Origin of the sequence: Roseateles sp. PN1 (assembly GCF_038419725.1) — a bacterium.
Taxonomy (GTDB): domain Bacteria; phylum Pseudomonadota; class Gammaproteobacteria; order Burkholderiales; family Burkholderiaceae_C; genus Paucibacter_A.
Genome location: NZ_JBCARA010000011.1, coordinates 162,653 through 179,234 on the forward strand (window position 1 = coordinate 162,653; position 16,582 = coordinate 179,234).

General features: G+C 61.6%; 16 protein-coding genes and 1 tRNA gene. 13 read left to right on the top strand and 4 right to left on the bottom strand.

The genetic code is table 11. From position 1 onward, the window contains the following. Positions 1-11: 11 nt before the first annotated feature. From AABB87_RS17330 to tatC, 4 genes are all read left to right on the top strand, one after another. On the top strand, positions 12-359 hold the full coding sequence (locus AABB87_RS17330; protein ID WP_341972521.1) for a histidine triad nucleotide-binding protein: 348 nt from the start codon (positions 12-14) through the stop codon (positions 357-359). Between the two features lie 123 nt (positions 360-482). Beyond that, on the top strand, positions 483-710 hold the full coding sequence (tatA, locus tag AABB87_RS17335) for a Sec-independent protein translocase subunit TatA (protein ID WP_341972522.1): 228 nt from the start codon (positions 483-485) through the stop codon (positions 708-710). Between the two features lie 24 nt (positions 711-734). Then, entirely contained in the window at positions 735-1,250 is a 516-nt protein-coding gene (tatB, locus tag AABB87_RS17340) for a Sec-independent protein translocase protein TatB (RefSeq protein WP_058720593.1), read from the top strand. A gap of 12 nt (positions 1,251-1,262) precedes the next feature. Beyond that, positions 1,263-2,066 carry a twin-arginine translocase subunit TatC gene (gene tatC, locus AABB87_RS17345; protein WP_341972523.1) on the top strand — a complete coding sequence of 268 codons (804 nt, stop codon included), beginning with the start codon at positions 1,263-1,265 and terminating at the stop codon, positions 2,064-2,066. 109 nt (positions 2,067-2,175) lie between these two features. Here the strand turns inward: tatC and AABB87_RS17350 are convergent, their stop codons facing one another. Further along, positions 2,176-3,375, bottom strand: coding sequence for a S1C family serine protease (locus tag AABB87_RS17350; protein WP_341972524.1), 1,200 nt, complete (start codon positions 3,373-3,375; stop codon positions 2,176-2,178). Between the two features lie 16 nt (positions 3,376-3,391). Here AABB87_RS17350 and AABB87_RS17355 point away from each other — a divergent pair, with 16 nt between their 5' ends. Both AABB87_RS17355 and pdxA read left to right on the top strand, forming a co-directional pair. Continuing rightward, positions 3,392-4,141, top strand: coding sequence for a Nif3-like dinuclear metal center hexameric protein (locus AABB87_RS17355; protein ID WP_341972525.1), 750 nt, complete (start codon positions 3,392-3,394; stop codon positions 4,139-4,141). Next, positions 4,138-5,145, top strand: a complete 1,008-nt coding sequence (pdxA, locus tag AABB87_RS17360) for a 4-hydroxythreonine-4-phosphate dehydrogenase PdxA (protein WP_341972526.1) — start codon at positions 4,138-4,140, stop codon at positions 5,143-5,145. The genes AABB87_RS17355 and pdxA overlap by 4 nt, the downstream gene beginning before the upstream one ends. Here the strand turns inward: pdxA and AABB87_RS17365 are convergent. Both AABB87_RS17365 and mscL read right to left on the bottom strand, forming a co-directional pair. Then, the gene (locus AABB87_RS17365; protein WP_341972527.1) at positions 5,142-7,598 is read right to left on the bottom strand and encodes a DUF1631 family protein; all 2,457 of its coding nucleotides are present in this window, start codon (positions 7,596-7,598) and stop codon (positions 5,142-5,144) included. The genes pdxA and AABB87_RS17365 overlap by 4 nt on opposite strands. Positions 7,599-7,776: 178 nt before the next feature. Then, positions 7,777-8,211, bottom strand: coding sequence for a large conductance mechanosensitive channel protein MscL (gene mscL / locus AABB87_RS17370; protein WP_341972528.1), 435 nt, complete (start codon positions 8,209-8,211; stop codon positions 7,777-7,779). A 225-nt stretch (positions 8,212-8,436) separates the two neighbouring features. Between mscL and petA the strand changes: the two genes are divergently transcribed. The 6 genes from petA to AABB87_RS17400 all read left to right on the top strand — a co-directional run bounded on the left by petA (position 8,437) and on the right by AABB87_RS17400 (position 12,866). After that, positions 8,437-9,033: a ubiquinol-cytochrome c reductase iron-sulfur subunit gene (petA, locus tag AABB87_RS17375; RefSeq protein WP_341972529.1), complete on the top strand. Its 597-nt coding sequence runs from the start codon at positions 8,437-8,439 to the stop codon at positions 9,031-9,033. 55 nt (positions 9,034-9,088) lie between these two features. Beyond that, a complete protein-coding gene (locus AABB87_RS17380; protein ID WP_341972530.1) occupies positions 9,089-10,498 on the top strand; it encodes a cytochrome b in 1,410 nt (469 codons plus the stop codon). 25 nt (positions 10,499-10,523) lie between these two features. After that, on the top strand, positions 10,524-11,306 hold the full coding sequence (locus AABB87_RS17385) for a cytochrome c1 (RefSeq protein ID WP_058720584.1): 783 nt from the start codon (positions 10,524-10,526) through the stop codon (positions 11,304-11,306). Positions 11,307-11,456: 150 nt separating this feature from the next. Further along, a complete protein-coding gene (locus AABB87_RS17390) occupies positions 11,457-12,074 on the top strand; it encodes a glutathione S-transferase N-terminal domain-containing protein (protein ID WP_058720583.1) in 618 nt (205 codons plus the stop codon). 20 nt (positions 12,075-12,094) lie between these two features. After that, on the top strand, positions 12,095-12,721 hold the full coding sequence (locus AABB87_RS17395) for a ClpXP protease specificity-enhancing factor (RefSeq protein ID WP_341972532.1): 627 nt from the start codon (positions 12,095-12,097) through the stop codon (positions 12,719-12,721). Positions 12,722-12,790: 69 nt separating this feature from the next. Beyond that, positions 12,791-12,866: transfer RNA gene (locus tag AABB87_RS17400), tRNA-Thr, on the top strand. A gap of 137 nt (positions 12,867-13,003) precedes the next feature. On the opposite strand, the gene AABB87_RS17405 is transcribed toward AABB87_RS17400, so the two are convergent. Continuing rightward, positions 13,004-13,369 (bottom strand): hypothetical protein, encoded by a 366-nt coding sequence (locus AABB87_RS17405; protein ID WP_341972533.1) that lies wholly within the window; start codon positions 13,367-13,369, stop codon positions 13,004-13,006. 310 nt (positions 13,370-13,679) lie between these two features. On the opposite strand from AABB87_RS17405, the gene secA reads away from it, so the two are divergent. Continuing rightward, positions 13,680-16,430: a preprotein translocase subunit SecA gene (secA, locus tag AABB87_RS17410; protein ID WP_341972534.1), complete on the top strand. Its 2,751-nt coding sequence runs from the start codon at positions 13,680-13,682 to the stop codon at positions 16,428-16,430. The last annotated feature ends 152 nt before the right edge of the window (positions 16,431-16,582 follow it).

Here is a 16,582-nt window from a genome sequence, read left to right on the forward strand (position 1 = left end):
GGTTTTTTAGCATGTCCCACGATCCCAATTGCCTGTTCTGCAAAATCATTGCCGGGCAAATCCCCAGCCGGAAGGTTTATGAAGACAGCGAGTTGCTGGCCTTCCACGACATCCACCCCTGGGCCCCGGTGCATGTGCTCATCATCCCCAAGCTGCACATTGCCAGCATGGTTGAGTTGACCGACGAACATGCCGCCTTGCTGGGCAAGATGAGCGTGTTGGCGCCCAAGCTGATGCGCGAGCTGGGCGTGACTAACGGCTTTCGCACCGTGATCAATACGGGGCCAGACGGCGGGCAAGAGGTCTATCACCTGCATATGCATGTGATGGGTGGCCCGCGGCCCTGGCTCAAGGGCTGAGCGGCCCGGCCTTCGATAGGCTCAACAAGCTTTTGTGCTGAATTCAGCCCGGCGGCGCCGACAGCAAGATTGCCGTCACAGGCGCCAACTAGAATCAAGCAATCTTTCGTAGGAGAAAAAATCATGGGTTCATTCAGCATTTGGCACTGGCTCATCGTGCTGCTGATCGTTGTGCTGGTGTTTGGTACCAAGAAACTGAAGAACATGGGCAATGACCTGGGTTCGGCAGTCAAGGGTTTCAAGGACGGCATGAAGGATGGCAGCACCGACGCACCGGCCCAGCAAGTCACCGCCAGTCAAAAGGCCACCGACGCCAATACCGTCGACGTCGAAGCCAAGACCAAGTCTTGATGACGACTGGCCTGAGCGCTTGCCATGATTGACTTTGGCTTTGACAAGATTGCCCTGATCGGCGCCGTGGCGCTGATCGTGCTGGGCCCCGAGCGCCTGCCGCGCGTGGCCCGCACCGTGGGCCATTTGCTGGGCAAGGCGCAGCGCTATGTGTCGGAGGTCAAGGCCGAGGTGAATCGCTCGATGGAGCTGGAAGAGTTGCAGAAGATGAAGAAGGGCGTCGAAGAAGCCGCCCGCGACATCGGTGCCTCGGTCCAGCAGGAGGTCAACTCGGCCAGCCAAGTGTTTGAACAAACTTGGTCCGACGCCACCTCCGGCCTGGGCGACAGCAGCAGCTTTCATGCTTATGAAGGCGGCCCGCTGAGCCCGAGCTACAAGCACCCGAAAAAGAACTGGCGCGTGAAACGCGGCGCCACCCCGCAGTGGTACAAGCGGCAAGCCCAGGTGCGCACCCATGTGCAATCAGCGGCCGCCCGCGTGGCCCGGTTCCGTCCGGCCGGCCACCGTAGCATCAGCACGCACAACAGCCAGAATTTCTGACCAAGCCAGCCCATGAGTGATGCCCCCAAGCCCGAGGATGAACTCGCCGGCACCGAACAGCCTTTTGTCTCCCACCTGATCGAATTGCGCGACCGCCTGGTGCGCGCCACCATCGCCGTGGCGGTGGTATTCGGCATCTTGGCCTTCTACCCCGGCCCCGCTCAGTTGTACGACCTGATGGCAGCGCCCTTGGTGGCGCACCTGCCCAAGGGCTCGACCATGATCGCCACCAGCGTGATCTCGCCATTCATGGTGCCGCTCAAGATCACCTTGTTGGCGGCTTTCATGCTGGCGCTGCCGGTGGTGCTGTATCAAGTCTGGGCCTTTGTGGCGCCGGGTCTGTATTCGCATGAAAAGCGCCTGGTGATGCCGCTGGTGGTGTCCAGCACCTTGCTGTTCTTTGTCGGCGTGGCGTTTTGCTATTTCTTCGTGTTCGGCCAGGTGTTCAAGTTCATTCAGAGCTTCGCGCCCAAGAGCATCATTGCCGCACCTGATATCGAGGCTTACCTAAGCTTTGTGATGTCCATGTTCATTGCCTTCGGCGCCGCATTTGAGGTGCCGGTGGTGGTGGTGGTGGCGGCGCGCATGGGCCTGATCTCGGTGGCACAGTTGCGCGAATATCGCGGCTACTTCATCGTCGGCGCCTTTGTCATTGCGGCCATCATCACGCCGCCCGACGCCGTGTCCATGCTGGCGCTGGCTATCCCTATGTGCATCTTGTACGAGGTCGGCGTGATCGCCGCGTCCTACTTCATTCGCTTCTCCAAGGCGCCGGATGATGAAGAAACGCTGGCGGGCGAAGCGGCCAAGAAGTGAGCAGCAATTGAGCTGCGAATGAGCGCCGAACGGTTAGCGCGACAAGCGTGAATTGAAATGGAAAGGCCCGCCAAGTGCGGGCCTTTTTTATTGGCTCAAGGAGCCTAGCTTATTGCTTGGGCTTGGGTCGCTGGGCCACAGTCAATTCGATCGCCAATTCCTTCTCGCCCCGCAGCAAGGTGACGGTGGTGGCGGTTTTGGGCGGCACGGCCGAGACCGCCAGCAAGAGCTGCGCCGGCGTGTGGACCGCGGTGTTGCCGATCTGTGTGATCACATCGCCTGGCTTCACACCGGCTTTGGCGGCTGGTGCATTGGCCAGCACGCCGCTGATCAGCACGCCTTCTTTGACCGGCACTTTGAAGGCCTCGATGAACTCGGGCGTCAGCTCGCGGGTCTGCACGCCGATCCAGCCGCGTGCCACCTGGCCTTCGCGCATCAGGCTTTCCATCACTTGGGCGGCGGTGCTGATGGGGATGGCAAAGCCAATGCCCAGGCTGCCGCCGCTGCGCGAGTAGATGGCGGTGTTGATGCCCACCAGATTGCCGTCCACATCGACCAGGGCGCCACCCGAGTTACCGGGGTTGATGGCCGCGTCGGTTTGGATGAAGTTCTCAAAGGTGTTGATGCCCAGCTGATCGCGGCCCAGGGCGCTGACGATGCCGGAGGTGACGGTCTGTCCCACATTGAAGGGGTTGCCGATGGCCAACACCACATCGCCCACCTGCAGGGTTTCGGCATGCCCAAACTGAATCACCGGCAGGTGCTCCAACTCGATCTTGAGCACGGCGATATCCGTCTCGGGGTCGGTGCCCACCAGGGTGGCCTTGGCTTGGCGGCCGTCGGTCAGTAGCACTTCGATGTCGGAGGCGCCTTCCACCACATGGCTATTGGTCAGCAAATAGCCTTGCGCCGAGACGATCACGCCTGAGCCCAGGCCGGTCTGCGCTCGCTCGCCAGACGGATCCTTGCGCCCGCCCGGGCCGCGCTGGCCGAAGTGGAAGCGGTGCCAACGCTCATCCATTTCGGAGCCACGCGCCGGTGCCTTGCTGGCGACGATGCTGACCACCGTGGGCGCGGCTCGTTTGGCCGCTTGGCTGTAGCCGGAGCGTGAGGAACTGCTGGCCTCAGCCGGGCTGAGGGCCGCGCCGGCAGGTCCGCCAGATGCTGCGCCGCTGCCGCCCAGCACAATGGTGGGCGCAATTGCCCCCTGGCCTTTTTGCAGCCAGGCGGGTTTGAGCGTGCTCACAACGAACACAATGGCCAGCGCCACGGTCGTGACCTGAGCGAAAATCAACCACAGTCTGCGCACCCCTAATCCTTCCCCTATGACCCATCGAAACGATCTCGAACGCCATCTCGGCCAATTGCTGGACGTCGCTCGCTTCAAGGATTATGGGCCGAACGGTCTGCAGGTCGAGGGCCGCGAGCAGATTGGGACGCTGGTCTGTGGGGTCACGGCCAGCTTGGGCCTGATCGAGGCGGCCATTGCTGCCAAGGCCGATGCCATCCTTGTTCACCACGGCTTGTTCTGGCGCGGTCAAGACGGTCGCGTTACGGGTTGGATGAAGCAGCGCCTGGCGCGCTTGCTGGCCCATGACATCAATCTCTATGCCTACCACCTGCCCCTGGACGCGCATGCCGAGCTGGGCAATAACGCCCAACTTGGGCGGCTGTTGGGTTGGCAGGGTGAGAGCCGCTTTGGCGAGCAGGACTTGGGTTGGCTGGGTAGCTTGCCGCAGGCCTGCAGCCTGACCGAGCTGGCCGGGCACATTGGCAGCACACTGGGCCGCACACCGGTGCTGGCGCCGGGTGATGGGCGCGCGCTGCGCCGCGTGGCTTGGTGCACCGGCGGGGCGCAAGGCTATTTTGAGGCGGCCATTGCCGCCGGCGCGGATGTGTTCGTGACCGGCGAAATCTCCGAGCCGCAAGCCCATTACGCGGCCGAAACCGGCGTGGCTTTCATCGCGGCCGGCCATCACGCCACCGAGCGTTACGGTGTGCAAGCCGTGGCCCACCAGCTGGCGGCCGAGTTCGGCATCCGCCAACAATTCATCGACATCGCCAATCCAGCATGAGCCCACTCTTTTTGATCAGCCAGGGCGACCCCAGCGGCATCGGCCCCGAAATCATCGCCAAGACTTTTGCGGCCGGACTGGCGGCGGACTGCCTTGTGATGGGCGATGTGGCGGTGATGCGGCGCGCGCTGCGTCAATGCGGCCTGAGCCTGCCGGTGGTGCAAGTCAGCCGTGTCGGTGAGACTGTGCCGCCGAACTGTCTGCCGGTGTTCCAGGTGCCGGGTCTTGCCCCTGGTTTGGCCGACTTGGCACTTGGGCAGGTGGATGCCCGCGCCGGGGCGGCTGCGGCGGCCTGCATCACGGCGGCCGTGTCCAGCATTCAGGCGGGTGAGGCGGCGGGTCTGGTGACGGCACCCATCCACAAAGAGGCCTTGCACGCGGCCGGTGTGCCATTTCCCGGTCACACCGAGATGCTGCAGGCCTTGGCCGCGCAAGGTGGGGCAATGCCGCCGGTGCGCATGATGCTGGCCAATGAAGAACTGCGCACGGTGCTAGTCACCATTCATTGCTCGCTGCGCCGCGCCATCGAGCTGATCACGCAAGAGTCGGTGCTGCAAACCCTGCGCATCAGCCATCAGGCTTTGCAGCGCTTTGGCATCGCTAAGCCGCGTATCGCGGTGGCGGGTTTGAATCCGCATGCGGGGGAGGGCGGCTTGTTTGGCGATGAAGAGCAGTTGCACATCGCGCCCGCCATCCGCCAGGCGCAGGCCGAGGGCATAGGGGCCAGCGGCCCGTTCGCGCCCGACACGGTGTTCATGCGGGCGCGCCACACGGACGCGCATCCCGGTGAGTTTGATCTGGTGGTGGCGATGACCCATGACCACGGCCTGATCCCGGTGAAATACCTGGGGGTGGAGCAGGGCGTCAACGTCACGTTGGGCCTGCCCTTTGTGCGCACCAGCCCCGACCACGGCACGGCCTTTGATATCGCCGGTTCGGGTGTGGCCGACCCTGCCAGCCTGCAAGCGGCCATTCGCATGGCACGCCGCTTGGCGGTCAATTAAGCTTTGGCGCCGATTTCGGCCAGCTGCTTGCGGGTGCGTGCCATCGCGCGTTCCAGCAGATAGGCATTCTCAAAGGCGCGCAGGCGGCCGGACTCGCACAGGCGCTTGAGCATGCGAGCGGTCATGGTGACCGTCTGCTGATGCTTGGCGCCGTGGGTGAAGATGAAAAAGCTGCGCCCTGCGCTGACATGGGCCAGGCGCACTTTCTGCCAATGCCCTTCGCTGTGCATCTGGTACGAGAAGCCGACGTGCAGATGCTCCACCAGCAGCTCACCTTCGCTGGGCTCGGGCGCTTCCACGGCAGCGGGCAGGCCGTCGATGCTGATGTCCACGGCCAACAGGGCGGGCTCGGCGCTCAGGTCGATGTCAAGCTCGCCACTCCAGTCGAGATTCACTTCGGTCAGCAGGCCCATGCGCTTGGCTTCGTCCGCGCTGAGGCCTTGGGTCAGATCCAGGTCGGGCGGCAAGCTGCTGTCCAGCGCCTGGCCCAAGGTCTGCTCGTCCGGCAGGGGCGCGGTGAAGATATGGTCCAGCTGCTTGAGCAACAGATTGGCTTCGAGCGGGCTGGGCGCTTGGCCCTTCAATGATTCGGCATGGGCCGGCAAGAGCGCGCCGTAAAACTGCTTGCGGGTCGCTTCCGGGCAGGCGATCAGGTCCAGGCCTTCGCCCAGCGTCGCCATCAGGCCAGGCAACTGGCCCAGAAAGACTTGGCGCTGCTCGGTGCGGCCCTTGGGTTGGACGCTGACGACCAGGTCGCGCGCCAGCTTTTGAAAGCGTGACACGCGCTCGGGCGCGCCTTGCAAATCACGCGCCGCGCGGACGATGGCTTGGCTCCAGGTCTGGGCCAGGAAGTCGCGCAGAAACTCCGGCATCGTCACGGGCTGCAAGGCGTTGCCGAGCTGCTGGGCGTAACGCTGCTGCAGATGCAGGTCGACCTCGCGCCGTGCCAGCTGATCCGTCAGCTGGCCTTGCGATTGCAGGCCGGCGCTGATCTGCGCTTCGATGAAAGCTTCCAGCGTCGAGAGCTTGGCCTCGTAAACAGCCATGTGCTCGAAATCGCCGCTTACGAGCTCGTCCACCAGCTCCCGCACATGACCCAGAAAGGCCTTGCCTGGGTCGTCGCTGAAGTCATCAAAGGCGCAAGACAGCGAGGCCATGCGGTTGACGAAGAGGCGCACCGGGTGGCGGCGCTGCGAGAAGAAGCTGGGGTCGCCCAGCGCCGCGCGCAGCACCGGCAATTGCAGACGGGCAAGCAGCCGCGCCATTTGCGGCGGCACTTTGGGATCAGACAGCACCTGATCGAACAGGCTGCTGACCACATCGATGACCATGTGATCCAGTCGACCCGTGGCGGCCTGGCGCAGCTCTTCCCGGTGCTGCTGAATCAGGTTGGTCGGTAGGACGTTGGGCCGGGTGGTGGCCATGAAATCATCATGCCAGTCGGGGCTGGCAGCAGCTTGTGCCGAGCCGCCGGCTTCCCTCATGGGCATGCTGGCCGACCATTCCGCATGGCTGGAGTCCATCGGCGCAGGGCTGGCCATTTGGGCCAGGCGCCGCAGCAGATTCATCAGTTGCGGGTCCAGATTGCCCATCTGGCCGCCGGTCTGTCCACCGTAGCTACCGGAACCGCTCATGCCAGCGCCATACCCACTCGGGTAGCCGCCGGAGCTTGCGCCGGAACTTCCACCAATTTGGCCGCCAATCTGCCCGCCGAACTGGCTATTGAGGTGGCCTGCATGGGTAGACATGGCCTGGCCATGTTCCAGCGCGCCAGCATTCGACTGCAGGGTTTGGGCACGGCTAAAGCCGGTATTGCCGCCTCCTGGCGAATCCACGGAGCTGCGCACGCGCAGATCTTGCGGGCGAAGGCCACGGCTGCGGAACAGTTCGGCAATATCTGCGTAGCAAGCGCGCATCTCCAGCGCCAGTGCACGGGTCAATTCGTCGATCAGGATCTGGCGCGGCTCGGCCTCGTCGCTGAGTTGGTGCACCGCGCTCAGCAAGGCTTGGCCGATCGCCTCGGGGCGCAGCGGGTGGCGCTCGCCGAGCTGCATGCCGGCGACATAAGACTCCACCTCGCGCAACTCCCACTCACTCTGGTGGCCAATGGCCAGACCGACGCGGTCGCCTACCACCAAGGCGTCGACCTGGTCGTCGTCCATCAGGGATAGTTCGGTCCAGCCGCGTGGCGCCGTCTCGGCCGCGCGTTCGGTCTGGCTGCTGCGCATTTGCTCGCGCAGCTTTTGCGAAAAGATCTGCGCGAATTGCGCCTGTTGCTTGCGGAACAAGAGCTGGGCCGCGAGCAAAGCATCGCGGCGTTTGACCATGCCGGCCGACAAGGCCGACATGCCTAGCCCTTCCGCGCAACGTTCGGCCGCTTGTTCAACGGCCGTGCGCACCCGCTGGAGGGCGGTTTCCAGATGAGGGTTCAGGCGGGTGTCGGTGGAAATCATGGTTGCGGCATTGCGAAATGTAGTGGTAGCACTACAAACTTTGGACGCAAGTATCGCCGTGAATTCACCATGAATGACGCAAGCCGAGTCTTCGTGAGCGCCAGCCTTGCCAAAAGCTGCGCAACTTGCGCACTTGCTTGGGGCCGCCCGGCTGCAGGCCGGGCAGTTCAGTGCAGGATCAGCGCTTCAGTGAGTCACGAATCTCGCGCAGCAAGACCACCTCTTCCGGTGTGACGGGGGCTTCAGCGGGGGCAGCCGGCTCTTCGCGCTTGAGGCGGTTGATCTGCTTGATCATCAGGAAAATGATGAAGGCCAGGATCAAGAAGTTGAGCAAGATGGTCAGGAAACTGCCGTAAGCAAACAACGGTACGCCGGCCTTTGTGAGGGCTTCGTAGGTCATCGGGCCCTTGAAATCTGCGGGCGGGTTGGAGAGCATCACGAAGTAGTTGGTGAAATCCAGGCCGCCGACGACCTTGCCGACGACGGGCATGATCAGGTCTTTGACGATCGAATCGACGATCTTGCCGAAGGCGCCGCCGATGATCACGCCGACTGCCAAGTCAACCACATTGCCTTTGACGGCAAACTCTTTGAATTCCTTGAGAAAACTCATTCCTGAAGCTCCTTATTGATGGCATACCTGTGTTGGCTGTGAAATGTAAGGCAAGTGAGCGTGCCCTTCGCGCATCATCTGTCCCGTTTTGCTGTAAGTAGCAGGGGTAAAACGCCGATACTGTGGTGCGAATACCAGCCTGCGTGCGTTGCACCGGCTCGGTGCTCACGCAGTCCGTTAGAATCTCGGGTTGCCCCCGATCAGAAGTCTCGTTTGAGGATCCTCATGAGTGACCAGCAAGTGGACCACGGCAAGCGCACATGGCTCATCGCCACAAGTTGCGCCGGCGCCGTTGGCGGTGTAGCCACCGCCGTACCTTTCGTCAGCACCTTCGCGCCTTCCGAGCGTGCCAAGGCCGCCGGTGCGCCGGTGGAGGTGGACATCAGCGGCATCAAGCCGGGCGAAAAGCTAACCGTCGAATGGCGTGGCAAGCCGGTCTGGGTCGTGCGCCGCACGCCAGAGCAGCTGGCGGCACTGTCCAAATTCGACGGCGAACTGGCTGACCCGAATTCGGTCCGCACCGCTTACCCGACGCCGGACTACGCCAAGAACGCTGCGCGTTCGATCAAGCCCGAGTTCCTGGTCGTGGTGGGAATTTGCTCGCACCTGGGATGCTCGCCGAGCGATAAGTTCCAGGCCGGCCCGCAGCCCTCCTTGCCGGATGACTGGCATGGCGGCTTCCTCTGCCCTTGCCACGGCTCGACCTTTGACCTGGCCGGCCGCGTCTTCAAGAACAAGCCTGCCCCCGACAACCTCGAGGTGCCGCCGCATATGTATCTGTCCGACGCCAAGCTCTTGATTGGTGAAGACAAGACGGCTTGATGCCCAGCGGCCTTTTTAAAAATGGCTGAACCAAGGTTTTAGGACAGAGGTCAATATGGCTGAATTCAAAGTAGCTCCCGCCGGCGCAAGCAAGGGCGAGCAGTTCATGACATGGGTGGACAACCGCTTCCCGGCCACCCAGCTCTTCAAAGAGCATATGTCGGAGTACTACGCTCCGAAGAACTTCAACTGGTGGTACATCTTCGGCTCACTCGCCCTGCTGGTGCTGGTGATCCAGATCGTTACCGGTATTTTCCTGGTGATGCATTACAAGCCTGATGCGGCCCTGGCGTTCGCCTCGGTCGAGTACATCATGCGTGATGTGCCCTGGGGCTGGTTGATCCGCTATATGCACTCCACCGGCGCGTCTGCGTTCTTCGTGGTGGTGTATCTGCATATGTTCCGTGGCCTGCTGTACGGTTCTTACCGTAAGCCGCGCGAGTTGGTGTGGGTCTTCGGTTGCGGCATCTTCTTGTGCCTGATGGCCGAGGCTTTCATGGGCTATTTGCTGCCCTGGGGCCAGATGTCCTACTGGGGCGCACAGGTGATCGTGAATCTGTTTGCCGCTGTGCCTTTCGTCGGCCCGGACTTGGCGCTGCTGATCCGCGGTGACTTTGTGGTGGGTGATGCCACGCTGAACCGCTTCTTCAGCTTCCACGTCATTGCTGTGCCGCTGGTGCTGCTGGGCTTGGTGGTGGCGCACATCATTGCGCTGCACGAAGTGGGCTCCAACAACCCGGATGGCGTCGAGATCAAGGGCCCGAATGCGCCCAAGGATGCGAACGGTCACCCGCTGGATGGCGTGCCTTTCCACCCTTACTACTCGGTGCATGACATCTACGGCGTCTGCCTATTCCTGATGGTGTTCACGGGCATCATCTTCTTCGCGCCGGAGTTGGGTGGCTACTTCCTGGAATACAACAACTTCATCCCCGCTGACCCGCTGAAGACCCCGTTGCACATTGCGCCGGTTTGGTACTTCACGCCCTTCTATTCGATGCTGCGCGCCACCACCGACCCCATGGTCAATGTGCTGGCTGGCATCGTTGGCCTGAGCGCGGTTCTGGCAGTGTTGAAGGGCAGCTTCTCTGCCAAGGGTAAGCTGGCAACTTTGGTCGTGGCTGTGGTGGCCGTGGCCCTGCTGAAGACCTTCGACGCCAAGTTCTGGGGCGTGGTGGTGATGGGTGGCGCGGTTGTGATTCTGTTCTTCTTGCCTTGGTTGGATCACAGCCCGGTCAAGTCGATCCGCTATCGTCCGGGCTGGCATTCTTATGCCTACGCTGTCTTCGTGGTGTTCTTCCTGGTGCTGGGCTACTTGGGTATTCAGCCGCCCACCGACCTGGGCACGCTGGTGTCGCAGATTGGCACGGTGTTCTACTTTGGCTTCTTCCTGTTGATGCCTTGGTGGAGCAAGCTGGGTACCTTCAAGCAGGTGCCTGACCGTGTGACCTTCCACCCCCACTGATCAGACAAGCAACGGAGTCCAAAGAATGAAGAAACTCATCGCTACGCTGCTGACCTCGCTGCTGCTCAGCCTTGGCGTGCAAACCGGCGCCAATGCTGCTGCGGGTGGCATCGAGTGGGACAAGTTCCCCAAAGAGAAGATGCAGGACATGGCTGCCCTGCAGAATGGCGCCAAGTTGTTCGTCAACTACTGCCTGAACTGTCACTCGGCCGCCTACAACCGCTATAACCGCCTGCGTGACCTCGGCCTGACCGAAGCGCAGATCAAGGGTAATCTGATGTTCGCCGCCGATAAAGTGGGCGATCAGATGAAGATCTCGATGGATGCCAAGCAGGCCAAGGATTGGTTTGGTGCTACGCCGCCCGACCTGACCGTGATCGCGCGTTCGCGTGCTGATGGCGCCAAGGGCTCTGGTGCAGACTATCTCTACACCTATCTGCGCAGCTACTACCGCGACGACACCAAGGCCACCGGCTGGAACAATATGGCCTTCCCCAGCGTTGCCATGCCGCATGTATTGTGGGAGTTGCAAGGCCAGCGCGCCGCCAAGTTCGAAGAAGCTGCAGATCCCCATGACCCGGCCAAGAAGGTCCATGTCTTCAAGGGCTATGAGCAGTTGACGCCTGGCCAGCTGGATGCGCGTCAGTACGACAATGCGGTCGGCGACTTGGTGGCTTATCTGCAGTGGATGGGCGAGCCTGCTCAAGCCCAACGTTTCCAGCTGGGCGTGCTGGTGCTCTTGTTCCTGTCGGTGCTGACGCTGTTTGCATGGCGTCTGAATGCCTCGTACTGGAAAGATGTGAAGTAAGCCCGTAGCCTCGAGCTGGCATTTCATGCCGGTGACGGGCCACAAGGCGCAGTGGATCGCTCTTTTGAGCGCCCACTGCGTTTGCCATTTGTGCGGATCCATTGATCGGACCGCATGTTTTTTTGACCTGACCCTCGGGAGCCTGCCGCCATGATGGTGCTTTATTCTGGAACCACCTGCCCTTACTCGCATCGCTGCCGCTTCGTGCTGTTCGAAAAGGGGATGGACTTCGAAATCCGCGATGTCGACCTGTTCGCCAAGCCCGAAGACATCGCCTTGATGAACCCGTACAACGAAGTGCCCATCTTGGTGGAGCGCGACCTGATCTTGTATGAGTCGCACATCATCAATGAGTACATCGACGAGCGTTTTCCGCATCCCCAGTTGATGCCCGGCGACCCGGTCGCTCGCGCCCGCGTGCGCCTGTTCCTGCTCAATTTCGAGAAGGAGTTGTTCGCTCACGTGAACGTCCTCGAAGGCCGTAGCCAGACCGTCAAGGCTGCTGACAAGCAGCTGGAAAAGGCTCGCGCTCAGATCCGCGATCGCCTGACGCAACTCGCCCCCATCTTCTTGAAGAACAAGTACATGCTGGGTGACGACTTCTCGATGCTGGACGTGGCCATTGCGCCGCTGCTGTGGCGTCTGGATTACTACGGCATCGACATGTCCAAGAATGCCTTGCCGCTGCTGAAGTACGCTGAGCGCATCTTCTCGCGTCCGGCCTATATCGAGGCGCTGACGCCGTCCGAAAAGGTTATGCGCAAGTAACTCGACAGCGAGGGCCATTCATGGATCAAAGCAAGGGCAAGGGAAGCAATGTGGACGGCACGGCGGCAGCGCCCAGCACGTCCACGCGCCCCTATCTCATCCGCGCCTTGCACGATTGGTGCACCGACAACGGCTTCACGCCTTACATCGCAGTGCATGTCGATCGCTTTGTGCAGGTGCCGATGGAATACGTCAGCAACAACGAGATCGTGTTGAACGTCGGCTTCGAGGCGACAAGCAGTTTGGATTTGGGTAACGAGTTCATCCAGTTCAAAGCTCGCTTCGGCGGCTCGGCGCGCGAGATCATCGTGCCGGTCGATCATGTTGTGGCGATTTACGCGCGTGAAAACGGGCAGGGCATGGCCTTCCCACCGCCCGAAGTGGATGGCGCAGGGGCTGCGGCTCTGACGGCGGCGCCTGCCTCGGCAGCTGCTTCGCCCGCCTTGGATGCGTCGATTGCTGCGACTCCGGATGCGGCCGTTCCGGCGAAGCCGGTGCGTGGCTTGCGCCTGGCGCCTAATCCGGTTGCTACGGAAGTCGACGCTGAATCGACGGCTTCCGAGGCTTCATCATCGGGCTCGCCCGATGATGAGCCCGAGGGCCCAGGCCCAGGGGCCGGTCGACCAGCCCTGAAGCGCGTGAAATAGATTTAAATTGAAGTCAAAGCGCCAATATTGATTTAGGGCCAAATTTTTGCCCTATAATCATGGGCTTGTGCCGGCTTAGCTCAGTTGGTAGAGCAACCGCCTTGTAAGCGGTAGGTCGTCAGTTCGAATCCGACAGTCGGCACCACACGCACAACACAAGCTGCCCTCGGGCAACTTTAAAACCCGCCCTCCGCAAGGAGCGCGGGTTTTTTCATGGCCGCGCGCGGAAGCCTCAAGGGGTGCTGGTCTAACTCGGCGTGAGGCGGGCAACGCTCGCCAAACTCACCCGCCCTGACTTTGAACCTTGACTCGCACCTTGCTCGGCACCAGTCCGGCCTCCATCAGCATGTCTTCCAGCCGTGGCTGAAGATGCCGCAACTTGGCCGCGACAGCCGCATTTGCCGCCAGCAGGGTCCAGCCCTCTTCATCGACGGGGCCGGGCTTGACGAAGCGCACGAGCGCGCCGGGCAGTGCGGGCTCCACCACCGCCATGCGGCGGTTCGATGCTTGCAGCAGGGCGCCTAGCCGGGCCAGACCTTCGTGCTGGGCCAGAGCCTTGGCGATGGGCAGCGGATCGGGCACTTGGCCGCCTTGGGCTGACTGGCGAAAGTTTGGGCCTAGGTAGCGGGGGCGACTGGGCGGGAGCATGGGCTCAGTGTAGTCCTGCCCCGGGCTTGTACGGGCCCGCCTGCGCATTGGCCAAGCCTGCTGAGTGCGGATGCTAAACTGCCAAGGTTTTGCGCCAGGCCTATTTGGCGGGAGCTTTCGGCGTTGGGCTATTGCAGAGCGCGGGGAGTGACCCCATATGTGCCCGACGTCTGATTGCAAGAATATTCACTAGCCATTGCAGGTCTCGACCACGGCGACGCGTTCGCAGTGACGAGATCTTCATCGAGGGGCGTTGCCATACCCTTGGCATCTACCGTCACCCGAGTCATCGATACAACCATCACGCTGCATGTTGCCCAAGCTTCTCACCCAGATTTTCGGTAGCCGTAACGAGCGACTGCTAAAAGGCTATCGCCGCACCGTTGCGCAGATCAATGCGATGGAGCCTCAGTTCGAGCAGCTCGATGATGCTGCGCTGAAGGCCAAGACGGACGAGTTCAAGGCGCGCGTCGCCAAGGGCGAGTCGCTGGATGCTTTGCTGCCCGAGGCTTTTGCCGTCGTTCGCGAAGCCGGCAAGCGCGTCTTCAAGATGCGCCATTTCGACGTGCAGCTGATCGGCGGCATGGCCTTGCATGACGGCAAGATCCCTGAGATGGGTACAGGCGAGGGCAAGACCCTCACGGCAACTCTGCCGGTCTACCTGAATGCCTTGACGGGCAAGGGCGTGCATCTGGTGACGGTCAATGACTACTTGGTGCAGCGCGACGCCGAGTGGATGGCCAAGCTCTACAACTTCCTCGGCCTGACGGTGGGTGTGAACCTGCCGCAAATGCCGCGTGAGCAGAAGCAGGCGGCCTACGCCGCTGACGTGACCTACGGCACCAATAACGAATACGGCTTCGACTACCTGCGCGACAACATGGTCCACGAGGTGCGCGATCGCGTGCAGCGTCCGCTGGCCTATGCCATCGTCGACGAGGTGGACTCGATTCTGATTGACGAGGCGCGCACGCCGCTGATCATCTCCGGCCAGGCTGATGACCAGACCGATGTCTATCTCGCCATCAACCAGGTCGCGCCGAAGCTGAAGAAGCAGATTGGTGAGCTGGATATTCGCACCGGCGAAGGCGTGATCGAGCCCGGTGATTTCACCGTCGACGAGAAGTCGCACCAGATCTATCTGACCGAAGACGGTCATGACAATGCCGAGAAGTACCTTGCCGCAGCCGGCCTGTTGGCCGAAGGCGCCAGCCTTTACGACGCTGCGAACATCTCCCTGATGCACCATCTGTACGCCGCTCTGCGCGCGCACCATGTGTATCACCGTGATCAGCATTACGTAGTGCAAAACGGCGAAGTCACAATCGTTGATGAGTTCACCGGCCGCCTGATGACCGGCCGCCGCTGGAGCGATGGCCTGCACCAAGCCGTGGAAGCCAAGGAAGGCGTGCAGGTGCAAAGCGAGAACCAGACCCTGGCCTCGATCACCTTCCAGAACTATTTCCGCATGTACGGCAAGCTCGCCGGCATGACCGGCACGGCCGACACCGAAGCCTACGAGTTCCAGGAAATTTATGGCCTGGAAACCATCGTCATTCCGCCTAATCGCCAGCGCCAACGCAAGGACGAGCAGGACTTGGTCTACAAGACCAATAAGGAAAAGTTCGACGCCGTTACCGCCGACATCCGCAGCTGCCACGAGCGTGGCCAGCCGGTGCTGGTGGGTACGACCTCGATCGAGAACTCCGAGCTGATCTCGGCCATGCTCAATAAGGCCAAGTTGCCGCACGCTGTGCTCAACGCCAAGCAGCATGCCAAGGAAGCCGAGATCGTGGCCCAGGCCGGCCGCCCCGGCGTGATCACCATCGCCACTAATATGGCTGGCCGCGGCACCGACATCGTGCTGGGCGGCAATGTCGAGAACCAGATCAAGCTGCTGGAAGCTGACGCGTCGATTGGCGAGGCCGATCGCGCCGCGCGCATTCAAAAGCTGAAGGATGAGTGGCAAGGTCTGCACGAGGCCGTCAAGGCTGCCGGTGGCCTGCGCATCATCGCTACCGAGCGGCATGAAAGCCGCCGCATCGATAACCAGTTACGTGGCCGTGCCGGCCGTCAGGGTGATCCGGGCGCGTCGCGCTTCTATCTGTCCTTGGATGACCAGCTGATGCGCATCTTCGCGGGTGACCGTGTGCGCGCCATCATGGATCGCCTGAAGATGCCCGAGGGCGAGGCGATTGAAGCAGGCATCGTGACCCGCTCGATTGAAAGTGCCCAGCGCAAGGTCGAAGCCCGTAACTTCGATATCCGCAAGCAGTTGCTGGAGTACGACGACGTCTCCAATGACCAGCGCAAGGTCATTTACGAGCAGCGCAACGACATCCTCGAAGCTGAGAGCCTGAACGCTCAAATCAACAATCTGCGCGCCAGCACCATGAGCGATGTGGTGCGCACCTTTGTGCCGGTGGAAAGCGTTGAAGAGCAGTGGGACCTGACGGGCCTGGAGCGGGTGCTGCGTGATGAATGGCAGCTCGACGTGGCCTTGAAGGCCATGGTCGAGAAGAGCAACTCCATCACCGACGAAGAGTTGGTGGAGGAAGTGGTCAAGGCGGCGGATGCGGCCTTCGCGGAAAAGCTGGAGCGCGTTGGCGTCGAGCAGTTCACGCCCTTCATGCGCATGGTGCTGCTGCAAAGCATCGACCAACACTGGCGCGAGCACCTGGCCTCGCTGGACTACCTGCGCCAGGGCATCCATCTGCGCGGTTACGCGCAGAAGAATCCCAAGCAAGAGTACAAGCGCGAAGCCTTCGAGCTGTTCTCGCAGATGCTCGATGTGGTGAAGATGGAAGTCACTCGCACCTTGATGAATGTGCGCATCCAGTCGCAGGAAGAGGCGAGCCGTGCTGCCGAGGCCATTGAGCAACGCGCCGAAGCGGTCAGCAATGTGACCTACACCCATCCCAACGAGGATGGCTCGGTGTCACGAGAAGCCGCCCCGGATGTTGCCGCAACTCAGGCGCAGTATGGTCATGTCGGTCGCAACGATCCTTGCCCCTGCGGGAGTGGCAAGAAGTTCAAGGCTTGCCACGGCAAGCTGGCATGAGTTGATTGCCTTGGCGGGGCGGCGTTTTGTGCGCCCCCCAACAAAAGGCCGCCGGCGCGACGTTGGCGGCCTTTTGCATTTCAGCTCCCCCGCAAATAGAGGGTGGAACGCGCAGGAGCTGAAATCGTTGTGCGAATAGTCACGCTTTATGT

Excerpts from the sequence above, each read along its gene's own strand:
- AABB87_RS17355 (WP_341972525.1), top strand. The coding sequence starts at position 3,392 with ATGACCCATCGAAACGATCTCGAACGCCATCTCGGCCAATTGCTGGAC.
- secA (WP_341972534.1), top strand. The coding sequence starts at position 13,680 with ATGTTGCCCAAGCTTCTCACCCAGATTTTCGGTAGCCGTAACGAGCGA.
- tatB (WP_058720593.1), top strand. The coding sequence starts at position 735 with ATGATTGACTTTGGCTTTGACAAGATTGCCCTGATCGGCGCCGTGGCG.
- AABB87_RS17385 (WP_058720584.1), top strand. The coding sequence starts at position 10,524 with ATGAAGAAACTCATCGCTACGCTGCTGACCTCGCTGCTGCTCAGCCTT.
- AABB87_RS17405 (WP_341972533.1), bottom strand. The coding sequence starts at position 13,369 with ATGCTCCCGCCCAGTCGCCCCCGCTACCTAGGCCCAAACTTTCGCCAG.
- AABB87_RS17365 (WP_341972527.1), bottom strand. The coding sequence starts at position 7,598 with ATGATTTCCACCGACACCCGCCTGAACCCTCATCTGGAAACCGCCCTC.
- tatA (WP_341972522.1), top strand. The coding sequence starts at position 483 with ATGGGTTCATTCAGCATTTGGCACTGGCTCATCGTGCTGCTGATCGTT.
- AABB87_RS17395 (WP_341972532.1), top strand. The coding sequence starts at position 12,095 with ATGGATCAAAGCAAGGGCAAGGGAAGCAATGTGGACGGCACGGCGGCA.
- AABB87_RS17380 (WP_341972530.1), top strand. The coding sequence starts at position 9,089 with ATGGCTGAATTCAAAGTAGCTCCCGCCGGCGCAAGCAAGGGCGAGCAG.
- AABB87_RS17330 (WP_341972521.1), top strand. The coding sequence starts at position 12 with ATGTCCCACGATCCCAATTGCCTGTTCTGCAAAATCATTGCCGGGCAA.
- petA (WP_341972529.1), top strand. The coding sequence starts at position 8,437 with ATGAGTGACCAGCAAGTGGACCACGGCAAGCGCACATGGCTCATCGCC.
- pdxA (WP_341972526.1), top strand. The coding sequence starts at position 4,138 with ATGAGCCCACTCTTTTTGATCAGCCAGGGCGACCCCAGCGGCATCGGC.
- tatC (WP_341972523.1), top strand. The coding sequence starts at position 1,263 with ATGAGTGATGCCCCCAAGCCCGAGGATGAACTCGCCGGCACCGAACAG.
- mscL (WP_341972528.1), bottom strand. The coding sequence starts at position 8,211 with ATGAGTTTTCTCAAGGAATTCAAAGAGTTTGCCGTCAAAGGCAATGTG.
- AABB87_RS17390 (WP_058720583.1), top strand. The coding sequence starts at position 11,457 with ATGATGGTGCTTTATTCTGGAACCACCTGCCCTTACTCGCATCGCTGC.